Source organism: Ruegeria sp. HKCCD4884, assembly GCF_013110855.1.
Taxonomy (GTDB): domain Bacteria; phylum Pseudomonadota; class Alphaproteobacteria; order Rhodobacterales; family Rhodobacteraceae; genus Ruegeria.
Window position 1 is genome coordinate 23483 of record NZ_WVRJ01000022.1, and the last position, 20384, is coordinate 43866.

Sequence of the window (20384 nt, forward strand, 5' to 3'; positions counted from 1 at the left end):
GAGTTTGAGCAGGCCGGGTGCCCAAGCCAAGGGTATTACCCCCCTTTTTCGTTACTAGCGAAAAAAGAGGGTAATGTCAGGGTAGCCTCCCTCTAAACCACGCAATCTAAAGTATATTTTGTTGACAAGCACACGTGAAACAGGAGATTTTCGCTTCCTTGTAGATTTGATGCTTATGGATCTTGAATGAGTTGATCGGCACGTGTCACTTCACAATTGTGAAGCCTGGTGAAGCAAAGGTTCCATTAGGGATGTGGTCTATTTGACGAGTGTGACTTCCAGGCGCTGAAAGTCACAACGGCCTCACCAGTTGTTCCAGCTCGATCTCGCCGGCTTCCAGCCTTCCCATCATAGACACCAAGTATGACCGATGGTTCTGCACGCTGTCCACGCGCTCTAGGATGTATCCTAACAAGATAAAGCTAATCGCTGGTCCCATTTCTTTGCATTTCCACCACGCCTGCCCCAGGCGCAATTGTTGGGCAATGTCGTCCATCATTCGCAAACCTTCCTCATTGTTGCGCGCAAATCGCAATTCTGCGCACAAGGCTGGGAAAGATCGCTCCATGTCGTCTTGGGTCAAACTAATCGAAAGAGATTTTCTTTTTTTACTATCAGGATTCAGTGAATGCTCTTTGTGCCCCTCATTTTCGATGTCACCATCCCTCAATTTGCTGGGCTGAACCTCTTCTTCTGCGGTGTTGTCCACGGGCATAGCCGCATTGATCTCATTCAGAAGGCACTGAAGAACGTCCTGTTGCGGTCGGCGACGCAGGATTGTCCGAGCATGATCCATGAGGTGCTGGATGCCTTCACAGCAGACCTCTTGCAGCCGTGCCAACGCCAGTAGGCACTCATCCTTAAGTGCCCTAAGTGAATCTTGCGTGCGTTGGTACTGTGCGGCCACAGCTGTGAATTCAGCGTGCCTGGTGGTCAGCGGCAGCAGGCTGAGGCCTGAAACCAGTGCCACCTGCCCTGCACTATCCCTCCGGCACCATCGCTTCCCATTTGCCGCGGTGACACGTTGAATAATGCCAAGGTCAACCAGCTTCGCAATGTGCCGTTCGACAGTTTGAACGCTGACATGTGCCCGTTGGGCAATCGCAGCATTTCCTGCGTAGACCACGTGATGGTCAGGTGCCATCTCTGACACGCGATCTGCCGACATGAAGCTCAGCATAGCCCGTAAGACGTTTATACTGGTTGCTTTCAGACCTAGCGCCTCTCGCGCCTCCTCAACTGCACGAAGTTGCTGCCATTTGGGTGCACTACTCCCCTGCCCGGCCGATTGCCCGGTAGCTCCGTCCGGAGCAAAATCTCTAACTGTCCTCATGTTTTTTGTCAGCAGACAAAGAAATCCCGATCACCCAAGGGTGTTTTTTCTTGTGAAGTGATTCGCGGGCTGCTAAAAATTAGGTGCTTAGACTAATTTCCGCGTATGCGGTTTTTGTGCAGCCCTCGGAACTTCGGTTCTGGGGGTTTCTCTTTTCCGCCTTATCTCCTTTGCTCGTTGCCTCATTCAGACTTCACAATTGTGAAGTCAGCTCTCCCTGGGTTCTCTGCTTGGAACCTTTTCAGGGACTCTTCCAGGATCTTTTCGATGTTCGTATCGAGCCAATCCGCGAAACCTGCCGTTTCTTTTGTTTCGTTTACTGTCAGTTTTAGGCCTGAAGGGCCCTTCTGAACCTTTGCAATGCCGCCCAGTTCACGCACTTCTGTCTTGGATTTGTGTTCAGCCCGGCGCTTGATTTCGGCCAATAGGGCCTTGAGGCGATCATCAGATGAACTTGTTGCGTCCATGTCACGTAGGAGTTTTGTCGCCTCCCTAACGGTGAGAGCTTTTTCCTCCAGAGCGGTTGCGAGAGCCTCCCACTTCGGGCGGCCACACCCGGATGCGGCCCCGATCATGTCGCCCAGGCTATCAGGCACCATTTTCGTGATCTTAAGGAGGTTGGAAAGGTTGGATGCCGACAAGTTCATCATGCGTGCGACTTCTTGTTTCTCCACGCCCGTAGAGTGGATGAGATTGGCGAAACGGGCCTTCTCATACGCAGACAGGTTCTTGCGAGCTGCATTTTCCAATGCCTGAGTTACAAGAACTTGGTTGTCAAATTCGGCATCCGAAATAAGTGGGTCCTTCGTTTCGACGTTCGCCCGGATCTTCAGGTTCTTGTCTTTTTCCCCTTCTTCCCCTGGTCGAGGGTTGGATCTGATGTAGCGGATCGCCGCAAGCCTGCGTCGCCCGAAGATAACCTCGTAGCGTCCTTTCTCCTTTAAAGAGTTCCGGACCAAGATTGGTACTTTTTGACCATGGGTCAAAATGCTGTCGACAAGCCGCTCACGGGATCCATCTTGAAGATCGACGTCTTGATCCTCAGTGAGCGCTTCCGCGGACTTCACAATTGTGAAGAGTTCCAACCGGTCAGCATGCGGGCTGTCATCAATGAGGTCTGGATCGATCTCACGGACAGCATTGTAGGTCCTTTCAATGAGCTGGATGCCGGGAGTTGTAGACGGCTTCCTGGTAGGCTGTTTGGACTTCACATCGGTGCCGGTGACTGATGAGGCCTTAACGGAATTCATTAGGTTCGTGGCGACGTCTCTCTTTTTCTTCGTGGCCATTATTCACGCCCCCAAGATGCTTTGATCATTTGCTCAACCTCGACACCGACAGCATCCATACTAGCTTTTGCTCGATCATAGGTGGATCGCGTAATGTCGCTTCTATTCAACTCGTAGATGCTCTGTTGGAGCATTACAGCATCTGCGATAGCCGTTGACTTCAGGCTGGTTGCCATCATGACACGCTCCTGAAATAGGGCCCGTAGAAAGCTCACAATGGTTTGTGACGGAATGTCGGTTGGCTCGTCCCGGGTGACCAACAGGCGGAATTGGTCATAGCTCAGATTGGCGCCAATACTCTCAATAACCTCCATGTAGCTGCTGGCCATCTGGAGGAATTGCGCGGTGCTCGCGACGTCCAACATGGACGGCGTGAGTGGCACAATCACGGATGTGGCAGATGCCATTCCGCTCATTGTGATAAAGCCCAAAGAGGGTGGGCTGTCGATAATGACCACGTCGTAGTCATCTTCGACACTCATGATGGCGTTGTGAAGCCGCATAAAGAACGGCTCATCGACACTGGTTTGCTTTGCAGCTTCAGTTTCGAATTCTGACAGCATCAAGCCACCCGGCGCGATAGCCAGGTTCGGAAAGTAGGTTTGCCGAACTACGTCTTTGAATGGGACTGGGTTGTTGTAGGTGATGGCGTCGTAGACCGTCTCGATATTCTCATCGAGTTCGGTTTGAAGACCACACATCGACGTCAAAGAGGCTTGCGGATCCAGGTCAATCGCGAGCACTCTATAGCCTTGCAAGGCCAGATAGTGGGCCAGATGAATACAGCTGGTTGATTTCGAACTCCCGCCCTTAAAATTCATGACCTGAATGCGTTGGAGGTGCTCACCATCACGGCGGCAGGGGACGTATCGACCGGGTCGCTTTGCATGGCTATCCAGATCACGCCGGAGTTGGATAATTTCCTGTCCGGTGTAGTAACGACGGCCGCCGCGGATCTCTGATGCTTCCGCAACTTTACCTTCGGTAGTTGCCTTCCGGAGGTATTGGTGACTGATATCTAACAGCTCGCAAACTTCGGTTGCAGGAAAGAGTCTAAGCTGCTTATTAGAGTCAGGTGCATAGGCCGCGAGCAGGTGCTCTTTGATCGCCATATTCAGGCGCGTACTGATCTCAGCAGCGATATCGACCGGACTAGTCGACGCAATCGGAAGGGTCGGGATCATAGTTACCTCAATCTGCTCGTGTTGGCGTTTGCCGCTCTACTATTAGAGAGACCTCATGAGGTGATTCATGTCAACGATTATTTACATGTGGGGTAGGGGACTTACAGGTCACACTAAATGTTGGGCTCAAGACTTCACAATTGTGAAGTATGCCAATTAGGATGGGGTTGTGACTTCACAATTGTGAAGTCGACTGATCGAACTTGGTATGCAAGGGCGTCACCATATCAGTATGACACCTGAACTAATCAGCCTCATCCTTAGTATAGTCGCAACCTTCGCAGTTATTGTGTACGTCCGAGGCGTCATCAGAACCGCAGGCTCGGATCGTGTAGTCGACCCGCTGGCCGTTGAGGATCTGATGTCCAGTATAGATTGGTCCCATGCGGATCGGGTTCTTGATCGCAAGAAGTCCTGATTCATTTGTTCTCTTTAATCCATTCGTCGGTCCAGATCGCCACATCATCAACTGCTACAACGTGATCCTGCACAACGGCGAGCAACGCTGGCCAAACCGCTTCATCCACTTTCAAGCGCGCTCGAATCTCGGCAATCAAGTCATCTGTGGAAATGGATTCCAACGGTCGGCCGAAGATTTCTTCGTCTGAGAATCCCTCATCATTCATTGTTCATTTCCTTCGTCGCTTGGTAGCAGCTCCACAACCGCTGCACCTCCACTCCGGGATCGTCTGATGTCCGCCTGTTCTTCTTCAGTTGATCTCGCATCTCATCAGACAGCTGACGGGCCGGGAGAATGTCCACTTTTTGCAGATAGCCGACGTCCGCCTCTGCAAGTAGGCGTTCGATCAGGGCTCCTGTTGCAGAACAGTCCGAGTAGATCCAGCCAGCAGCACAGCTCTCAATGAGATTTAGTGTTTGGTTGGCTACATCTACGGCAGCTGGAGCTGTCGACAGGTCGATAGGAGATGCGTCGAGGACCTGCGTTGACCAGTTCAGGGCAGGGTAGATGCGAGATGACCAGGTGCGGGCCTTGTCATCCATCACCCTCAAAACTGCGATCTCGATTGGGTAGAATTGCCCTCTGGTGGCTACAATGCGCAGGTCGCAGAACATCAAACGGACAACAGGTTCTGGCAGCCCAAGATCGGTATAAACGCTGCCAGTGCCGATTGTGATGTTATCTTTTTTGTCACTCATCGAAGGGGCTCCACTCGCCTTGTTCATGACAGTGTGCACATAGCACGTTCGCCTCATCTTTTTTTCGGACGATGTCGCCTTTATGGCCGCATTTCGCACATGTGCGCTTGCTATCCAGTTCGATCCGCCTAAGCAGCTGATCCAGGCAGTGATCGTATCTGCTAAAAACGATGTCGATTGAGCCATTTCGGTTCGTCTTCACGTCGGTGATTTGCACGACAACTGGTTCGACGAAAGCTTTCCGGACTACATGTTCTGTAGCCTGGAGAAACCGTCCAAGCAGCACAAGCCAGCCTGGGCCAATTGCTGGCTTCAGGCTCGCAGTATCTGCGCTGACCAGATCCGGAAATCGATCCGCGATATCGAGCTTGAGATCTGTCGGCCAATTCGCTTCAGCCCCTTCAAATCTGTACTCTAGGTATTCGTGGTAGCACCAACAACAAAGTGTCGTCAGGTAGCCCTGGATGTTTTGGATTCCGGCAGAATTTCCGCACCGCTCACAGGTCCTCTCGATCTCGTCGATACGCGTATCTAGCTCGTCGAGAATATTCTGATTGCACTTTCGCGTGTAGACTCGAAGGCCGCCCATTTTTTGTTTGATCTGCTGGACGACCGGCAGTTCACTCCCAAAAACATCCGGGTGGTGCTCAACGCTGCGCTTCACATCCTCAAGCACCAGAGCGAGTTGGTCAGCCCAGCCAGCGCGATGGTCGCCAAGCTCTTTCCGAACGCTCGCGTAGATATCATTCCAGTCGACAACGGGCTTCATTGCTCATCCCTCAGTTGCGCCATGGCGTCAGCTGTTTCATTAACAACACGCATGATCTCGTCATCGGTGAGATCTTCGATACCTTCGAAATCGGCAGGCGAGATTGGGAACACCACATTGCTTTCACTGTCGTGAACCGCAAACGACAACTTCAGGAACCTGGAGTTTTCAGTCCTGCTGAAAACTGGCTCAATTGTCCTCGTCATGGCCATTCTCTTTTTTAGCGATGCGCTCATCCAACTTGCGAATGCTCGCCTGGATCTGCGACAACAATTCGTTGTCTCTCTCTTCACCTACCTTGCGCGCTCTGATCTCATCTGCGGAAATCGGACCAGATAACCTTGCCCGGCCAAGTGCGATCCTTGCCTCTTGCAGTGCCAAAAGCGCACTGGTCAGTGGATCAATCTCGACGTCAGCAGCGAGCGCGTCGAACTCCTCTCCGCTGACTGGATCAGCCAGCGGTGCTCGGCCTCCGACAAATTCGGCCTTCTTTAGTTTCAGAAAGGCGCGTGTCACCTCATCAGCTGTAGTGAGGGGTTCTCGCGCACCGATCTTCTCCAGCCACATGGCAGCGATCTTCTCAACGAGTGTCCACACGGTCTGTGCGCGATCATGCTGCGAGATTTCGAAGCGAACTGCTTTCTCTTCGATGCCGAGGGGTTCGAAAGCCCGCTCGTTCACGCGCACTTCGTAGTCGCAGAGTCCGTCAAGATCGTCGCTGATGTTCCCAGCGTGGGCCCGGGCAACTTCGTGTTCGTTCACATAGACAACGATTTTGAGCATCACTCACCACCCTTTCGTCACACATGCAGGACACCGACCGCGGTCATCCGTTCGGTCGATCTGACCGAAATAGCCACAAGTTGTGCACGTCATTCGATCTCGAATGGGTTTCTTTGGTACGCCAAACAACCTTCGCCGCTCCGGATGACGCTGGCTCGCGACGTCATGTGCGCACCAGCAACAAAGCGTCGTGTACCAGCCGTTCAACAGCTGGGTCTCGGCGGCGTTTGAGCAGCGCTCACAGGTACGATTTGCGCGTGCAATCGTGGCGGTGATCATCGATTGGATGTGTCGATCATCACACCTGTGGTAGATACGGAGCTCTCCTAGCTTTTCTTTGATCTGGAGAATGGCGGGGTAGGGCGCCTGTTTCTGATCGCAGTACTGTTTGATCTCAGAAAAAAGCGTCGTGACCAAGCCGGCCCAACCATTGGGTGTGCGACCGAGGCTTTCCTCGACCGATTGCTTGATATCGCTGAAATCAACTGCGTTCGAAACACTATACGACATGTCGGACTCCTCCTGTGATTGGTAGGAGTGGAGGGGCATGATCCCTCGCCGCGACACTAATCTGGTGCAAAAAGCTTATAAGACTTCTGGCCCACCATGGCACTCCCAAAGACGACGCTGAATCAGCGACGTATGAGATTGCTCGACTGGTGCACAAAGTAAGTCATCGTCCATATTGGGTATGCACAGTTTCGAGTCGTGTCAACGGCCTGTTTTGGGAGCTGGTCTCGGGTCACGTCGTCGGATAAGCTCGCATCTCTTCCCCGGATTGGGTCGAACCAGTTGGTCGACGGCCTGAAGATCTGAGCGTCGGTCAGGGACCTATACGACCGTTTGAAATCTACGTCTGGCGTTCAAACTCAAAAGCGCGTTGCTCTCCCCATTACTTCTTCCAAAAGAACGCAGAATCTGGAGTTAGGTAACCAATATGTGGAGAGGTTGGGTAAGAAAAATGTTGAGTTTGGCAACCAGAAACACAAGCTGAGAAGTGCTTTCAAATGTGGCTGGCTGCGCGTTGCTCGGGCCTGTGAACCTTCTCGAACAGATGGGTCAAATCCTGGTCACTCGTGTCCGAGAAGGCCGCTTCGATCAAACTGTTTATCGGATGATTGGGGATCAATCGCGGCAGGGTAGGGGGCTCGCAGAGGCTACTTCAAGCGTCGACGCCAAACAAACCGACAGAGATCCAAGAGGGCGACTACTCCATGGCAAAAACAAGTTCAGTAAAGTCTTGTATTGGAAAGACTTGCCTTGCTGCGAATTGGGCATAAGCATGCAAATTCTGCGCATTTCGCGCAAATGCATGTCAACAAGTCTTTCTGCAAGTGCTTCAACTAGGCGAGATTCTCGGCTTTTCCGCTGGCAGCAAACCTCTCAATTCTTGGCCGTTGCAGAGGTGTCCGGGTTCTCAGCTGGCATTTGTGGCGGGTGTTTGATTTGTGGTTGCTGCTCATCTGGTGCCGAATTGAAATTAGGCCGAGCTTGTTGCTGACGCAACTCCGCTCGGAAACATTTATGTCATACGATCATTCACTCAGCATACTCGCTGAAACACCAAACTTAGAAGAATTTCTGAAGGGCTTGCAATTGAATTAGCTCAAATTAACCTCGTCAACTCGGATTCGATTTCGAGAGCGTTTTCACAATAGGGTATTACGATGACGCAAGAGGTAAGCGCGGCCGAGTTTCGAGCCAACTGGGAGCAGCAGAGTGATCGCAGCAAGAAGATCGCCCGTGAGGCCGGAATACGCAGATTGAAGGCTGCATATAGGGCTAATCCGCGTGCCTACGCACTCCATTTGTTGGCCGCGATCAATCAAGGACCCTATAAGCGCGCCGTCCTCAAAAAGTGGGTGCAGAGTTATCGCTCCGGAGGGAACTCGGTCTCCTTGTCTTTCAGCAAGGACTTTAAGTTCGGAAGGCTTGCGGCAAAAATCAAACTCGACCCCCGCTTGTTGGCTGCTTTAACCAGAGCACCTGGAGATCGACACGGCATAGATGCGGTCGATGTTTTGCGACGCAGTATCGAAGCCAACCCGCGTGAATTTGAGAAAAACGCTGGTTTCATCTTTGACCGACGTCTTGCGCAACGCACCTCGAGAACCGATGGCCCTACCATCGGAATGCATGGCTCTTATCGTCCCGGAGAAAGCGATTTTGAGCTTTTCAATGAAATCTCTTCCACCTTGAACTTCACCGAAGACGTCCAAACAGCGCGCTCATATTTTCAGATGGAGATCGACTTCAGCCTCTACCCGCCGAATGTTTCCTACGAGGGATGGGGTAGTATTCAGCTGGGGGACAAGCCAATAGACGAAGTCCGCACAGAAGCAGGACTAAGCCCGGACTTCGAAGAAGATCTCTTTCGAAGAGTGAACGACACAGTTCGTGAAGGCGTGCAGAATGCTCTGGCAGATGCACATAATGAACTGACGGATATCGAAAAGCACAATGAGAGGGTCAAGAACCTGACCGAAGAGGTGAATGGGGCGGCCCAGATCATCTCATTTTTTGATCCCGAACTCGGCTCAAAGTTTAGCGCCCTGGCAAATGGCGGCCTTCAGATTTTCGATGGTATTGGCTCGATGTACGCATCAGGCGGTCTGAGCTTCAGCGGGGTGGGCAATGTCCTGAGCGGAATATCTGCGATCTCTGGCGTGTTTGGAGATTCAGGCCCCACAGCAGACGAGATTATTTTGGATGCGATCTCGCAAGTCGTTGAGCTGCAAATTGAAACGCTGAAGCTGCTGACGGAAGTCAAACAAGACATCGCGGTACTTCAGGGATCAGTCGATTACCTGATCGAACTCTCCCAACAGAACACTCAGGATATCCTCGACAGTATTGATGACGTCAAAGATCAAATTGACCTGATGACAGATCAACTGCTGTCGCTGAACACGCTCATCAGGTCCAGCTTCCGGGACGAGGTGCTGCGCAACGTCAGTTTGGATGAGCGCGCAGCAGACATTCTCCGAGATCCGCTGACTCAGATCTATCAAATGGCTGAAACACGACCAGATACCTACACTGATTTCCCGCAAGAACTGAAAGATGTCTATCTGAAGCTGCGCTTCTACCTTCAAGACCTGGTCAAGCTCTCTACAGATCTGGATATCATTCGCACGCCGACCTTCATGCTTAAGGAGAATGTCTTCGCACGCCCTATCGAGCAGCTCGAAGATATCATTGCCCTTCCTATCGAAGAACGCATGGGCTTTGCTCAGCATGCGGTCGCTTTTTTGGTAAAGCCAGATGCGGATCCAAGAACAAAAGCGCTGGGTCGGAGGCTTACAGCAGCACTGGAGGAGATCGGCAACCCTGCCCTGTTTTTCAACGTGTTCCTGACGAGGTTCATCCTTAGCCGCGGACTTCACTATGATCCAGATAGTCTGGATGGTCTTGCAGATAGCCTGATGGATCAGGTTGAGAAGGTGCAGGCTGTCGTTGACGCGAGCCGCGACCTGTTTGCCCATGCGGTCAAAGAACTCCAAGATCAGACATTCGCCTTCTTTGATCTGACGTATGAAATGCGCCATGAGATCAGCTATGTTTTCGTACCAGGATTGGATAATCTCTCAGACGAGGGCAGCGAACTCTATTGGGAGCTCTACACGGGCGGCCTCGGCCTTGAGACTCGCCCCGGAAAGCCCACTGTTGAGCAGAGACTTGTCGATATCATCACAAATGCCCCGCGCGACCGCCTTCTGGGCTTTGGACAGAATCTGGGCCTTCTGGAATACAAGGAGGTTGTCCAATCGACCACAACGCGAAGAGTGACCTTTGTGTTTGAAAGGCGCATTGTTTACGATATCGATTACGACGACTATGAACTTTTCCGCTCGCAGTCTCTGAATTGGGACTTTCCCTATGAGTACGTGCTGAATGAGTGTCGATTTACAGACGCGGGAAAGGAGGTTCTGGCCTCTACAGGCTACGACGGACTCGAAACGCTCTACGTAAGTGCTAAAATCAACAGATATGTTGCAGCCAGTCGCGTGCGTGGAATCCGAGATATGATGGCGCATGTGAAAAGACTGAATGGTAGGGTGCCAAAATACACGGTTACCCAGCAACACCCACACCATATGCATATATGGGACCAGGAGCGGCTGGAAATCACGGATGACGAGCTCGAAACACTGCGCTCAATTCTTCTGGCCTGGATACCCTGGATGCTTCAGAACGCGGCGGACAAATGGCGTGACCTGGTGGCTACCTCGGATACCAAAGCGAATGCAGAAACCCTCCTGAAAACCAAACTTGCAGCCGAGACTATCATGAGGATCGGCTACGGACGCGCCATTGATACAAGGCCCGCGTTTGCTCGGCTGTCAGAAAGCCTGTCTAACGGGGTTTTTGATAGCGCCGGAGTTCGAGTGTTTGACAGGGCGCGCGACGGATCGGAGACTTTCATGCTGATAGAGGGCATCGAAGAGGCCGATTGGCAGCTTGCACAGTTTCTGAGACAGCAGCCAGATTATACAAAATTCAAGGATTACTCGTCTGCGTTTGCAAGCCTGGCAGATGCTGGGGTTTTGATCGACTCGCTCAAAAACTAAGAGTACTGCAACGCGGCTTCGGAGACACAGTCTTGAAGTTGTGCAGTTTTCCTGACGTTTTGAGGTGTGGAAAGTCCAAAGCCCGAACTTCAGAATACGTAAGTAAAAGCGACTACCCCAAATAGCCTTGAACCATGTTTGCACGCTTATGCTTCCACCGTTGCACGGTTATGGCGTTACAGAAAAATAGCGCAGCGTTAACTATCTGCTTTTCAAAAATATTTTTACACAGTTCTGACGCGAATTGAGTGACTCGGGCACGCTTATGGTCAATTTGCACTTGCGTGACGATAGAAAGACCATGAAGGGCCCCCCCTTTTTTGAGGGCTTTAAAGCGAGGAAACGCTCCAGATTTGCACCTGGAGCGATCCTACCTGGGCCGCGAAACAATAAAATAATCCAATGGGAGACTCTTATCGTCCGATGGCGGCCCAATGGACCGCCCATGAGAGAGATATGGCAGTTCAGATGCGCGTTGCAAGTCTTTGGGGTTAATCTTTCCTTCCCTGGGCGATTTGCTCTAAATACTTAAAAACTCGTTAATAATCGCCCTCATCGCTTCTCAGATTTCTTGATTTGAGCCAGGGCATCGCTTACTTCCCACTCAGCCGATCAATTTAGGTTGGCCTCAGGGGTAGAGATCGCCGGCCGCGAGTTTCTGGTCTTGAAGCATAAAAGATGGATTCTAAAAATGTTCGTTTTGAGCAGCTCAAAGACGCATGCGGTGCGTCGTCAGAATACTGATTATGTGCCAGTCCTGGCTCCACCATTTGCGCGTGCTGCAACCAGCACTGCGGCAGGCCGGAAAGTGTCCGGTCCAGTGTGTCGAGCCTAATAACAACGACCCAGGTTAAAGAACAAGTCCAGGAAAGCGTAAGTCTGATCCCGTTGCGGATCCAGATCGATGCTGACTTCGTACCATCTTATCGAACCTACCTGGAGCAGATTGTCTATAATTGCCCGGCTCCGTGGACGCCCGAGGACTACTTCCGTATTCTTTGGGGCCCGTGTGTCGAGGCCGGGTATGGCGGCAGCTATGTCACAATCGAGCGAAACTATGAGCGCATTCTTGACGAGGGCGTCACTGAAGAAGAACTCGAGATCTGGCGTGCTCAGGATATGTTCTGGAGAGAAAAGGTCTCTCCCAACCGCAAGTGGATCACTAAGTCGTTCAAGATGGATGCTCTGCTGGATCCCTACGGTGACGACGCTGCCTTTAAAGCACTGGCCGTTTTGACCAGCGTTGAAAAAGAAGGTGATATCTACTGCTCGCAAAACCCTATTGGTAATAGCTGGTATTGGATACCGCAGCTTCACCAGTATCGCGCTGAAGCGAAACAAGGTGTTCCAGTTGAGGATCGCACAAAGATTATGCCTTGGCGGAGATGCGAGGATAACGTCGACATCATCCGGGCTCTGTATCTCGATGTTGATGACCTGCTGACCAATCATAACATGGACGCTGATCAGGTTGCCGCGTTTATTCTGGCAGCCTGTGAGCAGAGAAACATACCCTTGCCATCGGCCGTCTTTTTCACGGGTCGCGGTGTCTGTGCCAGCTGGTATGTCAAGCCAGTGAAGGGTGCCAACAAAATCAGACGTTGGCGCCTTTCAATGGAGCGCCTGCGCAATATGCTTGCAGATGTCATGCCGGACCCAGCCGTTGCAGATCCTAGCCGAGTGCTGCGGGTGCCAGGTTCGATCAACACCAAGAGTGGCGCGATGTGCCGACCTCTCTGGGTTCGTCCGGGGCAGGGAGGACGGCCCTATGAGCACGACTTTAATAAGCTATGTGATGAGATCCTGCCTATGTCATCAGATGAGTATCGCGACCTATGCATGCGCCAATACATCGCGCGTGGATTAGAGTTCAAACGCATCAATGCAGAACGCAAGGCCGCTACCGAGGCTTACAGACACAGCGTTGTTTTTCTTACCAAAAAGTCGGCCACGCTTCCTCAGCACAAAGGTCGCCACAGCTATGCCCGTGTCTCGGTCGAAGATCTTGAAAAGATCCACAAACGGAAGTGGGGCGGAGGGCATATTCCACGCGGCAATCGAAATCGTTGGCTCTTAGCTTGGGTTTCAGCAAAGCTTGTGCTTGTTCGCCCGGCCAATATGAAAGCGTTCACCGATGAAATCGTCGCCAAGGGTGTCGAGATCGGCCTGAAGGGGATGGCCACAGCCAAGGCTATGGCGCCGGCTTATCAAAGAATGCTGGCCCAGCACGCTGTCAATTCGGGCCTGTTGGCGGGTGAGGGCGATGCCGAAGCTCTCAAGGCAAAGACAAAATGGGGAGCTAAGGAAGGCTCCCAGGGGCGCACGGTCCTGAACTACTCCTTTTCAGCGAAGCGTCTCATAGACCTGTTCAGGATTTCAGATGCTGAGATGCGCAGCTGGAATCTGCGCGTGTTGATCTCGACGAACATCCGTCGAGAGCGTGATCGCACTCGTAAGGCCCTGGAGCGTGGTCAGCTTACAACTCCGATCTCCCTTGAAGAGAAGGCCGCGCAATATGCGGCTGAGGGTAGGGCGATTAAGGCACTCATGGAGAAGAAGGGTCTGTCCCAAAGGGGTGTCGCAACTGAGCTGGGTGTTTCGTTGGGCCTGGTTCAACGCCGCCTGAAACGAATGGAGAACGAAACCAGCAGAACTGACTCGGCTTGTCCTTGTAAAGATAATAGGAGCGAGCCGGCGCGGCGAGGCGCAGATGAGTCTGTATATTATAAAGGGCTCTCGAACCCAGAGGAGGCCTTGGTTTCGATCCGCAAGTCCTCATCTGTCGTGAAGCTTTCGGACAAGAAATGGGAGAAAGTACGGGAAGGGGCGAAGGTTACACCCTTTGAGCCTGAAAAACCGGTCGAAGCCCATCCTCCGAAATCAATACCTGACAAACAACGGGCCAAGATTATTGGTTTTGGACCCATCGCGTCTAGCCCACGTCCGCAGGATCTTTATTTCCAACCTTTGGAGGGCCCTGAGGTGCCCTTGAATTGCAGAAAGCGCTTGCTTTGGTCGGGCTAAGGTGACCATCCCAGCGCGTTATTCGTGTTTCTAAGAACGCTTGATGTGTTTTCAGGAACAGCCAGCTCGTGTTTTCACATGTGCCTTCCTCACGGCGAGAACAGTGACGCGAAGCAGGCCGCTCGGAAAGCGAACAAGTGATGATTTCAGAAACCAGCGCCAATCCGGACTATCGTGGATAAATTGAGCCGATAAAGCCGTGCGTCGGCCCGTTGCAGAACATCATCAGGTTTTGCATTCGGGTTGATACGCTAGCAAAACGGACGAGTGGAAGTCATTGGCTTCAATGGAAAACAAGTTGGCACACTGTGATCCCGTGAAACATCAATAAACTGACCTAGTTTAGAAATAGCTGGCTAGAGGTTGCGAAATGTTCAACGACGATGTCCTTGCAAAGTGCCCAGAATGCGGCTCTACCGATAGTACAATTTCAAATGAAGACATCACTTGCAGTGCGTGTGGATTTAGCGAGTTGCTTGTGCTTGATGATCAGGCACGTGAAGGAATGCAAAACGACTTAGCAAACGCAATGAATATGGCAAAAGCGCGAGACGTTTTGCAGCGATGGAGTTTCGCGGGGTAGTCGGATTTAGCCACTAGCCGGTGCGGTATTTTATGAACTCAACCGCATCCAAGCGCCCGTCCTATAGGAATACTAAGCGTCCCAGGTTTGCAAAAACCAAAGGTTGCTCTGCGGGACCAAACTCCTATTCGCTGCTGCGCGAAGCTCAAATGTCGGCATTGCGCAGTAAGCGGACTTTGCAAAGTCTTTGGTAATCAAACATGGTTTTCGCTTGGTGCTCTGTGGATGTTCCTGTCACTCATCCACAACACGAAACTCACCGGAAGGCGCATCAGTGGGTGGTTCTTCGAACTCGTTCGAAATCAAGCCGCGACGGATGAGTTCTCGAATGGCGGCCGCTCTGGATGGCAGTCTGTTCTCGAACCGCCAATCATCGATGGCTTTAAGCTCTTCGAGGTCGAGCATCAGTTGCAGTTTTTCCGTGCGCTTGGGTGGTCGATTTGGATCAGACACTGGCATGACCTCAGTAGCTTACGTCAGTTACTCCAAGCATGTATGCCAATGGGCCTGCGTGTCTACATCAATCTTGGCATGTTGTGCCGGATACCCAGGATCATGAAGCGCCCCATGATGTGTCGGATACCTATATTAAGTATATGATTTTATTTGAATTTTTATGAATCGCCCTTAGGTTTTACTCCGCAAGCAACGAAACGGAGTGAAAATGATACAGCAACTCTTGAAGTCTGAAGTTCAGGAAGAATCCAACGACACAGGCATCGACAAGAACGCTTGGATCGCCAACGCGGTGACGGAAGTACTGGCCGATACCATGGTCCTGATGGTGAAAACGCAAGGGACGCACTGGAACGTCGTAGGCCCGCTTTTCCTGCCGATCCATGAGTTGACAGAGCGTCAGTATCGCGACCTGTTCGAAGCTGCGGATGAACTGGCAGAGCGGGTGCGCGCGTTGGGTCAGGTGGCCCCGATCTCGTTCACGGACATGGTTAGCCAAGCCAAGCTGACCGAAGAAGAGACGGTCAAAGACGCAGAGGGCATGATCAAACAACTGGTCGCAGACCACGAAGCGATTGCCCGGAACTTGCGTGAGACTGCCGCGACCGCTGCCCGTTATGGCGATGGAGCGACCGAGGATCTGATGAATGCCAGGATGGCGAAGCATGAAGAAGCGGTCTGGATGCTCAAGGCAATTGTCGCGGCCTAATGGATGGCTCCCTTCAATTTGAACGCAGGTCTGCGAAGAAAGGAAAAATGATGACACGTGTTGGGTACGAGAAGAAAGCACAGCTGCAACTGGATAGCTGGAATGCTCAAGTTGATGTTCTCGAGGCCAAACTGAAGGTGGCTGAAGCGGACGCCAAACTCGAGCTCGAGGAGCAGCTCAGCAAGCTCTACAAGGCAAGATCTGACGCAGAGGCTCAACTGAATGATTTGAAGTCGACCAGCGACGAGGCCTGGGAAGATGTCAAAAAGGGCTACGAGGCTGCATGGGGCGATATGCAGAGTGCTTTGAAAGAAGCGGCCGACCGGTTCGCGTAGAGCTGGGTTTAGGAGCAAAGCTCGTGTCGTGAATGGGGACCGGAATGCAAACACCTAGAGAATTAGTGAGGTACTTTCGCGGGTTCCTAACCATCCCTGCCGCCATTAGTCTTTCAGGGCTTTTGGTGGCTGGGATTGTCTTCAAAACGGAGCAAGCGCTCGTACGTTGGGGTTGGTCCACTTCTGATTGGCTCAGTGTTTCCAATCACAATGCTAGCGATGTGCTCAGCGCAATCTCGGCAGCATCCATGTCCGCGTTGGTCATGGTCTACTCCATTGTTCTATTGGTCTACACTTTGGCAGCAGGATCCATAGGTCCCAGGCTCTTGCAGCGCTTTGGCGAAGACCGGGTAAACCAGATCGCCGTTGGCTCACTCGGAGCTACGTTTTTATACAGCTTGCTGATCTTGTGGCTCATACGCGATGACACATCCGTCAATTTGGCCGTCGCGATTGGAATAGTCTATTCGATCATCTCAGTTCTTTTGCTGTTGCTCTTCGTTCATACTGTTTCGACGCGCGTAACCATTGATCAGGAGGCGGCGCGGATTTCTGAAGCCTTGGATCGCCAAGTGAGCGCCGCAATCGAAAACAGTGCAGATATTCCGTCTTCAGAGGCAGTCCCTAAGGAGGGAGACAAGCGCCAAGTCTCGGCCGCGGGCACTGGATATGTGAATTCGATCAACACCGAAGGTCTGGTGAGTGCGGCCAAGGAAGCAGGGGCAGTCGTCGTTTTTGATGTGCAGCCAGGTGACTTCATGGTTCCAACGGACACTTTGGCCAATGTTTATGGTGATAGTGACGAGAGCCTGAATGATCTAGTGCAAGCGGCAGCTCCGTTGATCCCCGCGCGAGATCCTAATGGAGATATCCGCTTTTCTGTCCACCTCCTCATTGAAATCGCACTTCGGGCTTTGTCGCCGGGTGTAAATGACACGTTTACCGCAATTGTGTGCATCGACCGTCTATCAGCATCTCTGGCTCGAGCGTGGTCATCCAAGCTCTGCACGGGTGTGTATCGGGATGACGACGGAAACGCGCGGGTGATTTACCCGTCCATCACGGCTGAGGCACTGTTTCAAGACTCGATGCCAGCTCTGCGACGCGCTGCCCGGGGCAATGGCCTCGTAACGGCCGCCCTTATTCGAGCTTTGGTGCGCATCGCGGAGGCAGCTCCAGAAAAAGATTTGTGGGCTGTTATGGAAGAACTATCTGGCGTCAGAGATGAGACGCGAGAAAGTGATATGCTAAAGCGCGATATTGATAAGTTTTGCGGCCAAGTAGAAACCGCAATTGAACGATTTTAGTCAACCGTCCTGGACCTTTGCAGTCCAGTTCGGCTGGGGGGTGGTTTGTGAGTGGGCCATCCCCCAACTTATAGAGAAATTTTAAGGCGCGCGCTCGGCTTCAAGTTCAGAAAGACAACCGGTGGGCCTCAAAAGAAATCGACAGCTTTGTCTACTTCTCGGGATATTCAAAGTCCATTTGTGAATGGCCGCTTCGGGGCTGCGAGCGGCTACTTTGGCTCACCGCTGAGAGGGTCAGAACCGAGCCAATATCTACGATTTTGCTGCGAGATGGTGAATATCTTTTTTCTCTCGACGCTTCGCCAACTCACGATATAGCGCGGGGGGCGTCACTCCGATCCAATCGGCAACACGCACCCAACCGCCTTCTTCCGGTGGCCCGTACAGTTCGAGATAGGCATCCAGTCGATCTGTCACCTTTCGCAGTCGCATGATTTCAATGCGGGTTCGCAAAGTCTGTAGATCTCTCGCTGTTCGTTCAAACGCTCTGATCGAAAGATGGTTTGATGAAGCTGCATCCTCTAAGTGCGTGATCAATTCGTCCCTCGGGAGGAATAAGACCGTCGTAGAAAGATCGGTCACAGCGTCGCAGTGATAGCGGTCTGCAAACAGGGATGCTTCCGCGACCAGATCACCAGCATTGGCTGTATGAAGCGTCAAAAGCCCGCCATCTTGCAGCGCTCGCCGAAGGAAGATCCGCCCCTTACGAACCAGAAAAGCCCATTCCACTCTGTCATCCCGCCGAAACAGAGTTTCGCCTTCCACCAGCGTTCGCTTTGGTGCGTAGTCAAAACAATGAAGCCAATGATCCGACATGATTTCTATCATGTTCCGTATTGCGTCTTCCATGCAATCCCTTCGTGCCAATGCTGTCTCAACCGAGGGTTTTTAACATGGCGACCAAGCGTTTCGCACTTCTTGTAGCGATCTTGCCTTCCGTGGCTTTTACTCAGACCCACTCTGGGAACCACAACACGATAACGTCGGCCTATGCGGGTGAAGAAACGCGCCTCATCAAATCTCTGTCGGAACAGGACCTAGAGGAGATCGCGCGTGGTGGCGGATGGGGCCTCGCGCGAGCAGCGGAGCTTAACGGCGTTCCGGGGCCAACGCATCTTCTCGAACTTGCCGATCAAATTGGTCTGACTGAAGAGCAGCGCCAAGAAATCGAATTAATCCGCGCCCAGATGCAGGCAGACGCGATACAGGCAGGCGAACACTTAATCGAAATGGAACAGGCGCTTGATCTGGCTTTTCAGCAAGGTGTTCCAACGGCAGAAACTCTTGAACGACTGGTTATGGAAGCGGGCGCGGCGCGAGCAGCCCTGCGCTTCGTCCATCTGAACGCTCACCTGTTGACATTGACGTTGCTGACTGATGCGCAAGTCAGCCAGTATTCAGTCTTACGCGGATATACATATGATCCATGTTTCACTGTTCCGGACGGACATGATCCAGAGATGTGGCGCACCCATAATGGGTGCAACTAGGTTGTATGCGGCGAAACATCCTCGAAACTTGTCAAAACCTCATACCGCCAGTAGGTATTTGGTATGTTTCGCCTGGTCCTGTCGATACTTCTTGTTGTTGCATTCTCTGGCGCATCCGTAGCGTCGGTGAAGCATGGCTTGACCCATGGATCGGATCATTCTGGTCATCATGCTCACATGGCGGGCGATGATCTGTTGGCTGATGTCGAGAAAGCTGCTGCGGATTGTTGCGACACCACTAGCGGCAAGGGCTCAACATCCTGTTTTGGTGATCTTGTCGCCACGGCGGGGATTTCGCCGATTGCTGCACTGGTGATCTCAGTGGGTGGTGTGACGTACGCTGGAGCCGATCTTTCGGGCCTCGCACTTGGTGTTCCCACCGGTCCTCCGAAAGCCTGAACGGCAACGGGCGCTCGCCCGCATTCCGTTCAAATTTCAGTTCAAAGGACCGACAGACATGATCACACGTCGTCACTTCACCACACTGTCTGCAACTGCTCTCATCGCGACCGCTCTTCCCGTCCGTGCAGGCACCCCAATGCACGTGCTCAGCTCACCAGGTTGCGGATGTTGTCACGCATGGGCCGACTTGGCTCGCGCTCGTGGTTACGCCGTCACCGTTGAGGAACTGACAGACCCCGAGGCACAGAAGTCAGCACGAGGTATCCCACTGAACCTTGCATCCTGTCACACCGTTGAAGCCGACGGTTATGTCTTTGAAGGCCATGTGCCGTTCGAAGCTCTGGAAGCCGTGTTGAAGGATCGGCCAGACATCACAGGGCTTGCGGTTCCCGGCATGCCAATGGGCTCCCCAGGAATGGGCGACGATCCGTCCGCCCGTTACGACGTCATTGCATTTGGGGGAGAGGCTGGGGTCGGTACAGTATACTACCGTGCGGGCACCGCGCAGCCGTTCGATACCTGATGCTAGGGTGCACAACACTCTTGGTCACCGGTGGGCTTGCGCTCACCGGTTTCGCCGTAGCTTTCGTTCTGGCTCAGCCCTCCGAAGCGGTCGGTCTATTGACACCGGATAACGCCAAACTGGTCGCCCTTGGCCAAGATATATACGCGGACCAATGTGCTGCCTGCCACGGAGCACGCCTGGAAGGACAGCCAAACTGGCAGATGCGCGGCGAGGATGGTTTACTACCGGCACCGCCGCACGACGCCACAGGGCACACGTGGCACCACGATGATGAAACGCTCTTCACCTTGACCAAATTTGGCCTGGCCGGACTGATGGAGAATGCGCCCGCAACTGGTATGCCGGTCTATGAAGGAGTGCTCAGCGATGAAGAAATCATTGCAGTGCTGTCCTTTATTAAATCAACCTGGCCTGATGACATTCGTGAGTATCACGACGAACTGAATGCCCAATCCGAATAGAGGA

The 20384-nt window shown here is 52.5% G+C and carries 20 protein-coding genes; 10 read left to right on the top strand and 10 right to left on the bottom strand.

Annotated features, from left to right (window positions below; all coding sequences use genetic code 11):
- Positions 1 to 292: 292 nt before the first annotated feature.
- The 3 genes from GS636_RS21750 to repA all read right to left on the bottom strand — a co-directional run bounded on the left by GS636_RS21750 (position 293) and on the right by repA (position 3806).
- A complete protein-coding gene (locus GS636_RS21750; protein ID WP_171672703.1) occupies positions 293 to 1333 on the bottom strand; it encodes a helix-turn-helix domain-containing protein in 1041 nt (346 codons plus the stop codon).
- A gap of 182 nt (positions 1334 to 1515) precedes the next feature.
- Entirely contained in the window at positions 1516 to 2622 is a 1107-nt protein-coding gene (locus tag GS636_RS21755) for a ParB N-terminal domain-containing protein (protein ID WP_171672706.1), read from the bottom strand.
- Entirely contained in the window at positions 2622 to 3806 is a 1185-nt protein-coding gene (repA, locus tag GS636_RS21760; protein WP_170782330.1) for a plasmid partitioning protein RepA, read from the bottom strand. The genes GS636_RS21755 and repA overlap by 1 nt, the downstream gene beginning before the upstream one ends.
- Positions 3807 to 4038: 232 nt before the next feature.
- On the opposite strand from repA, the gene GS636_RS21765 reads away from it, so the two are divergent.
- Positions 4039 to 4224 carry a hypothetical protein gene (locus GS636_RS21765; RefSeq protein WP_171672709.1) on the top strand — a complete coding sequence of 62 codons (186 nt, stop codon included), beginning with the start codon at positions 4039 to 4041 and terminating at the stop codon, positions 4222 to 4224.
- Position 4225: 1 nt separating this feature from the next.
- Here GS636_RS21765 and GS636_RS21770 read toward each other — a convergent pair whose 3' ends face one another.
- From GS636_RS21770 to GS636_RS21790, 5 genes are read right to left on the bottom strand one after another with little or no spacing between them, the layout of a single operon-like run.
- On the bottom strand, positions 4226 to 4432 hold the full coding sequence (locus GS636_RS21770; RefSeq protein WP_171672711.1) for a hypothetical protein: 207 nt from the start codon (positions 4430 to 4432) through the stop codon (positions 4226 to 4228).
- Positions 4425 to 4964, bottom strand: a complete 540-nt coding sequence (locus GS636_RS21775; protein WP_171672713.1) for a hypothetical protein — start codon at positions 4962 to 4964, stop codon at positions 4425 to 4427. The genes GS636_RS21770 and GS636_RS21775 overlap by 8 nt, the downstream gene beginning before the upstream one ends.
- Complete coding sequence (locus tag GS636_RS21780; RefSeq protein ID WP_171672715.1) at positions 4957 to 5733, bottom strand: hypothetical protein; 777 nt, start codon at positions 5731 to 5733, stop codon at positions 4957 to 4959. The genes GS636_RS21775 and GS636_RS21780 overlap by 8 nt, the downstream gene beginning before the upstream one ends.
- Positions 5730 to 5939: a hypothetical protein gene (locus tag GS636_RS21785; RefSeq protein WP_171672717.1), complete on the bottom strand. Its 210-nt coding sequence runs from the start codon at positions 5937 to 5939 to the stop codon at positions 5730 to 5732. The genes GS636_RS21780 and GS636_RS21785 overlap by 4 nt, the downstream gene beginning before the upstream one ends.
- On the bottom strand, positions 5923 to 6516 hold the full coding sequence (locus GS636_RS21790) for a hypothetical protein (RefSeq protein WP_171672718.1): 594 nt from the start codon (positions 6514 to 6516) through the stop codon (positions 5923 to 5925). The genes GS636_RS21785 and GS636_RS21790 overlap by 17 nt, the downstream gene beginning before the upstream one ends.
- A gap of 1667 nt (positions 6517 to 8183) precedes the next feature.
- Between GS636_RS21790 and GS636_RS21795 the strand changes: the two genes are divergently transcribed.
- Both GS636_RS21795 and GS636_RS21800 read left to right on the top strand, forming a co-directional pair.
- On the top strand, positions 8184 to 11087 hold the full coding sequence (locus GS636_RS21795; RefSeq protein WP_171672719.1) for a hypothetical protein: 2904 nt from the start codon (positions 8184 to 8186) through the stop codon (positions 11085 to 11087).
- An 888-nt stretch (positions 11088 to 11975) separates the two neighbouring features.
- Complete coding sequence (locus GS636_RS21800) at positions 11976 to 14111, top strand: winged helix-turn-helix domain-containing protein (RefSeq protein ID WP_171672720.1); 2136 nt, start codon at positions 11976 to 11978, stop codon at positions 14109 to 14111.
- Positions 14112 to 14928: 817 nt separating this feature from the next.
- On the opposite strand, the gene GS636_RS21805 is transcribed toward GS636_RS21800, so the two are convergent.
- Positions 14929 to 15147, bottom strand: a complete 219-nt coding sequence (locus GS636_RS21805; RefSeq protein WP_170429673.1) for a hypothetical protein — start codon at positions 15145 to 15147, stop codon at positions 14929 to 14931.
- Positions 15148 to 15358: 211 nt separating this feature from the next.
- On the opposite strand from GS636_RS21805, the gene GS636_RS21810 reads away from it, so the two are divergent.
- Genes GS636_RS21810 through GS636_RS21820 form a run of 3 tightly spaced genes read left to right on the top strand, consistent with a single transcriptional unit; the run spans position 15359 to position 17501 of the window.
- On the top strand, positions 15359 to 15859 hold the full coding sequence (locus GS636_RS21810) for a Dps family protein (protein ID WP_171672721.1): 501 nt from the start codon (positions 15359 to 15361) through the stop codon (positions 15857 to 15859).
- A gap of 47 nt (positions 15860 to 15906) precedes the next feature.
- A complete protein-coding gene (locus GS636_RS21815) occupies positions 15907 to 16194 on the top strand; it encodes a coiled coil domain-containing protein (RefSeq protein ID WP_171672722.1) in 288 nt (95 codons plus the stop codon).
- Between the two features lie 44 nt (positions 16195 to 16238).
- Positions 16239 to 17501 (top strand): DUF2254 domain-containing protein, encoded by a 1263-nt coding sequence (locus GS636_RS21820; RefSeq protein WP_171672724.1) that lies wholly within the window; start codon positions 16239 to 16241, stop codon positions 17499 to 17501.
- Positions 17502 to 17753: 252 nt separating this feature from the next.
- On the opposite strand, the gene GS636_RS21825 is transcribed toward GS636_RS21820, so the two are convergent.
- Positions 17754 to 18350, bottom strand: coding sequence for a Crp/Fnr family transcriptional regulator (locus GS636_RS21825; protein WP_171672726.1), 597 nt, complete (start codon positions 18348 to 18350; stop codon positions 17754 to 17756).
- A gap of 44 nt (positions 18351 to 18394) precedes the next feature.
- Here GS636_RS21825 and GS636_RS21830 point away from each other — a divergent pair, with 44 nt between their 5' ends.
- The 4 genes from GS636_RS21830 (at position 18395) to GS636_RS21845 (ending at position 20380) form a co-directional block, all read left to right on the top strand.
- Entirely contained in the window at positions 18395 to 18991 is a 597-nt protein-coding gene (locus GS636_RS21830) for a hypothetical protein (RefSeq protein WP_171672729.1), read from the top strand.
- Between the two features lie 63 nt (positions 18992 to 19054).
- Entirely contained in the window at positions 19055 to 19390 is a 336-nt protein-coding gene (locus tag GS636_RS21835) for a hypothetical protein (protein WP_171672731.1), read from the top strand.
- Between the two features lie 58 nt (positions 19391 to 19448).
- Positions 19449 to 19916 (top strand): DUF411 domain-containing protein, encoded by a 468-nt coding sequence (locus tag GS636_RS21840; RefSeq protein WP_171672734.1) that lies wholly within the window; start codon positions 19449 to 19451, stop codon positions 19914 to 19916.
- A gap of 20 nt (positions 19917 to 19936) precedes the next feature.
- Positions 19937 to 20380 carry a cytochrome c gene (locus GS636_RS21845; RefSeq protein WP_253762970.1) on the top strand — a complete coding sequence of 148 codons (444 nt, stop codon included), beginning with the start codon at positions 19937 to 19939 and terminating at the stop codon, positions 20378 to 20380.
- Positions 20381 to 20384 lie beyond the last annotated feature (4 nt).

Coding starts and splice junctions, on each gene's coding strand:
- GS636_RS21750 (WP_171672703.1), bottom strand. CDS start 1,333: ATGAGGACAGTTAGAGATTTTGCTCCGGACGGAGCTACCGGGCAATCG.
- GS636_RS21755 (WP_171672706.1), bottom strand. CDS start 2,622: ATGGCCACGAAGAAAAAGAGAGACGTCGCCACGAACCTAATGAATTCC.
- repA (WP_170782330.1), bottom strand. CDS start 3,806: ATGATCCCGACCCTTCCGATTGCGTCGACTAGTCCGGTCGATATCGCT.
- GS636_RS21765 (WP_171672709.1), top strand. CDS start 4,039: ATGACACCTGAACTAATCAGCCTCATCCTTAGTATAGTCGCAACCTTC.
- GS636_RS21770 (WP_171672711.1), bottom strand. CDS start 4,432: ATGAATGATGAGGGATTCTCAGACGAAGAAATCTTCGGCCGACCGTTG.
- GS636_RS21775 (WP_171672713.1), bottom strand. CDS start 4,964: ATGAGTGACAAAAAAGATAACATCACAATCGGCACTGGCAGCGTTTAT.
- GS636_RS21780 (WP_171672715.1), bottom strand. CDS start 5,733: ATGAAGCCCGTTGTCGACTGGAATGATATCTACGCGAGCGTTCGGAAA.
- GS636_RS21785 (WP_171672717.1), bottom strand. CDS start 5,939: ATGACGAGGACAATTGAGCCAGTTTTCAGCAGGACTGAAAACTCCAGG.
- GS636_RS21790 (WP_171672718.1), bottom strand. CDS start 6,516: ATGCTCAAAATCGTTGTCTATGTGAACGAACACGAAGTTGCCCGGGCC.
- GS636_RS21795 (WP_171672719.1), top strand. CDS start 8,184: ATGACGCAAGAGGTAAGCGCGGCCGAGTTTCGAGCCAACTGGGAGCAG.
- GS636_RS21810 (WP_171672721.1), top strand. CDS start 15,359: ATGATACAGCAACTCTTGAAGTCTGAAGTTCAGGAAGAATCCAACGAC.
- GS636_RS21815 (WP_171672722.1), top strand. CDS start 15,907: ATGATGACACGTGTTGGGTACGAGAAGAAAGCACAGCTGCAACTGGAT.
- GS636_RS21820 (WP_171672724.1), top strand. CDS start 16,239: ATGCAAACACCTAGAGAATTAGTGAGGTACTTTCGCGGGTTCCTAACC.
- GS636_RS21825 (WP_171672726.1), bottom strand. CDS start 18,350: ATGGAAGACGCAATACGGAACATGATAGAAATCATGTCGGATCATTGG.
- GS636_RS21830 (WP_171672729.1), top strand. CDS start 18,395: ATGGCGACCAAGCGTTTCGCACTTCTTGTAGCGATCTTGCCTTCCGTG.
- GS636_RS21835 (WP_171672731.1), top strand. CDS start 19,055: ATGTTTCGCCTGGTCCTGTCGATACTTCTTGTTGTTGCATTCTCTGGC.
- GS636_RS21840 (WP_171672734.1), top strand. CDS start 19,449: ATGATCACACGTCGTCACTTCACCACACTGTCTGCAACTGCTCTCATC.